Here is a 7,346-nt window from a genome sequence, read left to right on the forward strand (position 1 = left end):
TTTTTATGGAGCAAGTTACGGCATTCCTGAAACTGAGAGAGCACAGCTTATTCCTCAGTTATTGGAACTTGTGAATTTGTCACATAAACGATATGAATACGTTGATTTGCTTTCACGGGGAATGAAGCAACGTTTATGTCTGGCACGGGCATTGATTCATGATCCGAAAGTATTGATTTTGGATGAACCTGCCTCTGGATTGGATCCAAGGGCGCGTGTTGAAATGCGCGATATTTTAAGGCAACTGAAAGGAATGGGGAAGACTATCCTTATTTCTTCACATATCTTGCCTGAGCTTGCTGAAATGTGTGATGAAATCGGCGTGATTGATGGAGGCAAACTGATTGCTCATGGCTCCGTCTCCGATATTCAGGCTCAATTAAAAGGAGAACGTCTCATTACGGTAAAACTTAAAGGGTTACCTGATCGTGCAGCAAAGTTCTTTGAAGAAGATCCATTTGTTACAGGAATTGAACAACTGCCTGAGGAACACACAATTACGTTTAAATATCGCGGGTCAGAAGATGATCAGATGCGCTTACTGAAGCATGCAATAGAAGAGAATTTGTCTATTTTGTCATTTGCTGAGCAAGAAACAGATTTAGAGGATGTCTTTATGGAAATAACGAAAGGAGTGGAGACAGTATGAGACTCAATGTGAATAATCCGGTTCTCGTTAAAGAAGTGAAGCTCCGCTTCCGATCGCTGAAAAGTTTCACCGGTATTTTGTTTTATTTGATTGCCATGAGTATTTTTGTAWTTGGTTTCATCTTTTTGACGACAGCTTTTACTGGTACCGGCTTTTTCAGACCAGAAGAGAGTTTCTTCCTGTTTGGCTTACTAACGTTCATCCAGTTAGGGTTAATCTTGTTTATTACACCTGGCTTAACGGCAGGAACCATCAGTACGGAACGTGRAAAACAAACGCTTAATATTTTGTTGACCACATCACAAAGTTCCCTACAAATCATTCTAGGTAAATTATCTTCATCCATCGCATTTTTGGTGTTGATGCTTATTGCAGGACTGCCAATTTATAGTTTGGTGTTCTTATTCGGTGGCATATCACCGGGGCAATTAGGTTTGATTTTCCTTTTCTTCTTTTTAACCATGATAACTGTAGGGAGCATTGGTGTTATGTTTTCAACCATCACCAAAAAGACAATTGTCTCCATGATTGCAACATATGGGACGATGATTTTCCTGGCAGGAGTTACAGCCTTTTTCTTCATGATTACTATACAAGTAAACATGTTGGGTTCGGGAGCTACTCCAAGTCCATCACCTTTTGCTCACTTCTGGGCGAGCATCAATCCAGGAATATTAATTTTCTCTTTGTTAAATCCCATGACGGAAGACTTTGTCAATGAAGCGACGAAAGTTGATTTCCCGGTTTGGGCAGGATACACCATTTTTTATGTCTTGTTAGCTGCACTTGCGATTACCGTCTCAATCAAGAAATTACGTGTCAATATGAAGAAACAAAAATGAGGAGATGCACACCATGAATAACCGGGATCAACTATTAGCCTTTGTAAAAAAAGTTCATAGAAGATTGATTAGCGAACATTTATTTCGAGTTACACAAACTGCATTATGTTTTGGTCTCTTTGTTGTCGCGGTTGTGTTTCTAGCTTCTCGGTTATTTGTATTTCCTTATTACGTATCGTGGGCTATGGCGGCTGGAGGTATTTGCTTTGCTATTGCGTTGGCTTGGGGCGTTTATAGAAAGCCAACTTATTCGTCCTCACTCCTTCAGTTTGATCAATATTTTTCGGAGAATTTACTGATAACCGCATTACATTCCAATGAGAATGAATCCGGGTTACTGCAATCTCTTCGTGAAAAAACAGCAAATATGACAAAAACAGCTTTTGATTTATTCAAGCTGAGAAAAAAGGATTTATGGCGTATGAAGCCATTGATTGGCATTGGGATTGCGTCAATGGTATTGCTCTTCCTCATTGCCTTTCCATCTGCAACACAGCTTCAAGCGAAAGACGTTGAGCTTGAAAAAGAGTTAGTGAAACAAATCAAGAAAGAAGTAGCTAAAACAATAAAGAAAAAAACACCTGAATCTCTTAAAAAAGAACTTCAGAAATTAGAAAATGATTTAAAGAAAACAGAAACATCGGAAGAAGCGTTGCGTGAGTTAATTAAAAAACAAAAAGAACTTCAGTTACGTGAGCAACAACTTACTGACAAACAACAGGCTGCCAAATTTAGTGAGGATCCGAAAGATGGACTGACGTCTGCCGAAAAAGAGGAATTGGCTGCACTGAAAAAAGCCACAAAAAATCTTGCTGAACAGGCAGGTAAGACACAAACAGCTTTAAGTAAATTAGGGAAACCGAGTGGAACTCCTGTTCAAACTGCTTCAGGGCAAACAAATCCATCAAATTCCAATTCAAGTAACGGCCAGACAGGTACCCAAGGAACAGGACAGGGTCAAACTTCATCGGGTACTCAAGGCTCACCTGGTCAAAGTTCAAATCAAGGTCAGGGACAAGGACAAGGCCAAGGCCAAGGACAAGGACAAGGACAAGGACAAGGCCAAGGCCAAGGACAAGGCCAAGGCCAAGGACAAGGCCAAGGCCAAGGACAAGGTCAGGGGCAAGGACAAGGACAAGGTCAAGGGACTGGGCAAGGTTCGGGTCAAGGTGGTTTGAAAGGTGGATCCGGATCGGGAAGTCGAAATTTATTGTCGGTTCCGTCAAGAATAGGTGGTTCGAGCCAGTCAACTGTCGATAGTGGGAAAATTGGAGAAGGTTCTTCAGCAGAAGAACAAGATAGTGCTGTTCCAGTAAAGAAAGGAACAGTCAAACCTTATGATGCGGTAGTTGGTTCATACAGAAATTCGTACTTAAAGAGTTCCGAAAGGCTTCAATTACCACCAGATTTACAACGAATTGTACAGGATTACTTTTCATCACTAGAAACAAGCGAATAATGGAGGTTTCCCATGTCATTTACACCTACAAACTATGAAGAAATGAGTCAGCGTTTAAACGAAGTAAAACAGGAAATCGGTCAATATATCGTTGGCCAGCAAGAGGCTGTCGATTTTACTCTTTACTCGGTCTTGGCAGATGGGCATGCCCTCCTGGAGGGTTTGCCAGGTCTCGGAAAAACGATGTTGATAAGAACCATTTCTGAAGTATTGGATTTATCATTCTCAAGAATCCAGTTTACTCCTGATTTGATGCCTTCAGATATTACCGGAACGAGCATAATCGAACGATCGGAAGATGGCAAGCAAACATTTTCATTTAAACAAGGACCTATTTTTAGCCAACTCGTTTTAGCAGATGAAATAAACCGCGCTACACCGAAAACACAGAGTGCTTTGCTTGAAGCGATGGGTGAAAAAACAGTCACAGTACTTGGCGATACGAAACAAATGGCTAAACCGTTTTTTGTCCTGGCCACACAAAATCCAATTGAAATGGAAGGGACCTATCCACTGCCAGAAGCTCAAATGGACCGATTTTTATGCAAAATAGTAATTCCGTATCCTTCAAAAGAAGAATTAAAAGAGATTGTTATAAGAACAACAGGTGCGAAGAATATACAACTTCAAAAAGTGATGAATGCCGAAGAATTAATGATTGCTCAACATATGGTCAGAGAAGTGTTGATCGCTGACGATATGCTTGCATACGCAATTGATTTGACTTCTGCAACACACCCAAATGAAGAGGCAACAGATGAGGTTAAACAATATGTTCAATATGGAAGTGGACCACGTGGCCTTCAAAGTTTGATTCGATTGGCTAAAGCCCGGGCGCTCGTTGCTGGACGCTACCACGTGTCGATTGCTGATATTAAATCAGTTGCAATACCCGTCCTTCGACATCGCATGCTTTTAAATTACGAAGGAGAAGCGGAAGGGAAAACAGCCGATTCCATTCTCAGTGATTTACTTCAATCCATCAAACAAGGACAAACTTCATGAAAAAAGATTCCATTTTACCAGAGGACTGGTCCTCTAAAATTGGACGCTTACAAATTTCAACGAAGTCTAAATTGCGTGGTCAGCATAAAGGGTCTCATCGCTCGATGCGTTTTGGTTCTTCACTCGACTTTTCAGACTTCAGGGAATATCACCCGGGTGACGATGTAAGGCAAATTGATTGGAATGTCTTTGCAAGGACAGACAAATATTTCATCAAACGGTTTTTGGATGAGCAAGAAATGCGTGTGCATATTTTGTTGGATAGTACAAAGTCGATGCAAGAAGAAAAAAAGTGGCTTCTGGCTAAACAACTGACCATTTCACTTGGACAACTTGTATTGGGGAGAGACGATCGGTTATCGTTTGCGACGCCTACTGAAGAGAAGCTAGCCCCTTTCAGACGAAAGGGTGCAGTGTACAGAAAGGCTTTTACATCATACATAACCAATCTTTCCGAACCTGCAATGAACACCTCTTTCACTCATCAGTCCGCGCAATACAGTGCTAAAGATTGCACGGTATTATTTATCATCACGGATGGACTCGAACCAATTGCTGACTGGGAAAGATGCTTACGTTCGATGCCAAGATTTTCTCAGGATATACGGTTGATTCTCGTACAATCGAGTGATGAAGTATCGCCACAATTCTCAGGGGACTTACAATTGGTCGATCGCGAATCAGAGGAACGATTGAATGTGTCCGTTTCTTCGAGAATAGTGGAAGATTATGAAAAGAAAAGACATCAGCATTTTCAGGAACTTGATATTCTGTGTCGCCGATTTGGTATTCACACTTTAAAAGTGGAGACAAAGGACGATATCAGTCATATTCTTTTCCATCAAATGATTCGGTCAAACTGGATAAATTGAGGTGAGCCGTCTATGGGCTTTGGACAACTAGTATTTTTATGGACGGCGATCATCCCGATCACTGTACTTCTCTATTATTTCTTCCGAAAAAAATATATAGAAAAAAAGATTTCTTCCACAATGTTCTGGGAAACCGTCATGAAAGAATCAAAAGTTTCTCCGTATCTTCAATATTTGCAACGTAATGCCTTATTTTACTTGCAAATGCTCGCCCTGTTATTACTTATGTTCGCATTACTTCAGCCATATCTCAAATCACAGGCGATTGCGGGGGAACACATTATTTGGGTGGTGGATACTTCCGCCACCATGCTTGCAACAGCAAATGGGGAGACGGTCTTTGAACAACATAAAAAAGAAATGAATGCGCTATCTGAACAATTGGCAGGTAAACCTTTAACGTTGATCACGACGGGTGAAGAGCCGACTATTTTATTGCGTGACGAAACGAATGAAAATGTGATCAAATCGACGATTGATCAATTGGAAGTGCAATATGAACAAGAGAACTTACCTAAAATGCTGGATTTCACAAAATCACTTCTGAATGGAAAAGAAACAGCAATATACTTGTTCACGGATCACGTTGAAAGAAACGAACTCCCCTTGGAGAACGAAACCCTTACGTGGTTTGTAAAAGGAGCACCAGAGAATTTGGAGAACGTCTCCATCTTACGTTTTGGTGCAACCGCTTCCGATAAAGGTGTTGCAGCTTTAATCCAGCTAGAAAATGAGACTGAAGATGATAAGAAGGGAACATTGGAAATCAGCTCACTGGAAAATAGAGAGGTTTTACTCAAAAAGGCAGTTGTAATTCCGGCAAAAGACACACTGTCTCTATCATTCAAAGAATTACCTGATGCAGAAGGGTTTACAGCTAATCTGCGAGTAGACGATGATTACACAATAGATAACGAATCATCCGTTTTATTGCAGGAACAATCGGCTCAAACTTACGTGGATGGGAATCTCCATGAACTCGTTTCAGCAGCCTTTCAAGCCATGGATATTCCGGTAAGTTCTGTTCCCACTGAACAATTAAGTGACTTGCCTGGGGAAGCAGTTGTGGTGACCAATCAAACGTCCCAACTCTCTATTTCTGAATCACCTGTCCTGTTAATAGGACGGAATGATGAAAATGCCAAAGAAGTAAATGGCACGATTGCGACGGAGCGAGATGATGTGTTTGCCTATGCGGATATGTCGGATATATTCGTCAGCAGCTTGTATCCTCCGTTTCCTGAATATGAGACAATCGCCCGAGTAGAAGAGCAGCCGTTCATCCAACGATCGGACAGGGGAGATTTAATCATATTAGCAGACATACAGATGACTGATTGGCCACTACATCCATCATTCCCATTGTTCTTATGGAGTGCACGGGAACAAATGGCAACGAACGATAATGAAATCGGAACTTTTTCACCAAATGAACGAAAATCACTGTCGTTGGTGTCGGATGAAGAGAAGAATGAATGGGAAGTTTTTTCAAAATCCAATGAGTATATCAAAACAATACAAAATGGCGGGCAATTTTCTGCGCCAAGTCGACCAGGACTTTATGTTTTGACATCAGGAAATATTGAAAAGCACTTTGCCGTCGCACTTGAACAACAAGAGAAACACCTTGAAAAAGGAACTTCTTTTGCAATCGGCTCGGCTTCACAAGAAGGCATACAGGAGACTGTCAAGACTTCATTAGTTCCGTGGTTCCTACTTCTCATTGTATTATTGCTAATGATTGAATGGGAGGTGCAACGACGTCGTGGGATTACGAATTGAATCGCCTGCCTGGCTTTTGTTATTCCTATTGCCAGCTGTCTATTTTGCGTTTGCATGGTGGAAAACTAAAAACCGAATGACTCGGGAGCATAAGTTTATTTTTGTCATCCGAGTAGTAGCAGTAAGTTTGCTGATTTTTGCATTGGCAATGCCTTCTTTACTATTACCGATTAAAGAAGAGCAACTACTGTTTGTAGTGGACCGGTCGGCCTCGACCAAAGGGACTGATAAGCAGTACACAGAGTTTCTCGTAAAAGCTCTTGCTGAAAAGAAAGATCATCAAGTGGTCGGTCTCTATTCGTTTGACGGTAAATTTCAAACCCAGGTACCTTTATCTCTATTAACAGAAGATGTACCAGAATTTATCGGTTCTGAAAATGATAGCAAAACCAATATTTCTGAAAGTATACAACTTGCAACCAATCTTGCGGATCAACAAAAAGCGACGCGCATCGTTTTGTTATCCGATGGACTGGAAAATGAAGGATCTGTATCCGATCAACTATCGAGGATGACAGGCGGTAATGTGGAAATAGATACGTATATATTAAATCGTCCTGAATCGGAAGATGTTGCCATCACTAGTTTTGAAACACCTCCTGTAGCGTTTGAAGGAGAACAGCAACAACTGCTTGTTCAAGTGGAATCAACGAAAGCCGTAAAAGGTGAACTGATTCTTTCTCAAAATGACCAGTTTCTATCAAAACAATCTGTCCAGATCGAGCCTGGTTCTAATA

General features: G+C 41.1%; 7 protein-coding genes. All 7 read left to right on the top strand.

What is annotated here, in order from left to right; genetic code table 11:
- Positions 1 to 649 (top strand): ABC transporter ATP-binding protein (locus AC1DSB_RS11430; protein ID WP_477586747.1); only part of this gene is annotated, 649 nt, incomplete at its 5' end.
- Positions 646 to 1,491 carry an ABC transporter permease gene (locus AC1DSB_RS11435; protein ID WP_477586748.1) on the top strand — a complete coding sequence of 282 codons (846 nt, stop codon included), beginning with the start codon at positions 646 to 648 and terminating at the stop codon, positions 1,489 to 1,491. The genes AC1DSB_RS11430 and AC1DSB_RS11435, both read left to right, overlap by 4 nt.
- Positions 1,492 to 1,504: 13 nt before the next feature.
- Positions 1,505 to 2,950 (top strand): hypothetical protein, encoded by a 1,446-nt coding sequence (locus AC1DSB_RS11440; RefSeq protein ID WP_477586749.1) that lies wholly within the window; start codon positions 1,505 to 1,507, stop codon positions 2,948 to 2,950.
- Between the two features lie 12 nt (positions 2,951 to 2,962).
- Positions 2,963 to 3,955, top strand: a complete 993-nt coding sequence (locus tag AC1DSB_RS11445; protein ID WP_477532062.1) for an AAA family ATPase — start codon at positions 2,963 to 2,965, stop codon at positions 3,953 to 3,955.
- Positions 3,952 to 4,827, top strand: coding sequence for a DUF58 domain-containing protein (locus AC1DSB_RS11450; RefSeq protein ID WP_477532063.1), 876 nt, complete (start codon positions 3,952 to 3,954; stop codon positions 4,825 to 4,827). Before AC1DSB_RS11445 ends, AC1DSB_RS11450 begins: the two co-directional genes overlap by 4 nt.
- 12 nt (positions 4,828 to 4,839) lie before the next feature.
- Entirely contained in the window at positions 4,840 to 6,609 is a 1,770-nt protein-coding gene (locus AC1DSB_RS11455; RefSeq protein WP_477532064.1) for a vWA domain-containing protein, read from the top strand.
- Positions 6,593 to 7,346, top strand: a 754-nt coding sequence (locus AC1DSB_RS11460) for a VWA domain-containing protein (RefSeq protein ID WP_477586750.1), incomplete at its 3' end; no start/stop codon positions are given. The genes AC1DSB_RS11455 and AC1DSB_RS11460, both read left to right, overlap by 17 nt.

This window comes from Paenisporosarcina sp. P4_E4_2, from assembly GCF_056401595.1.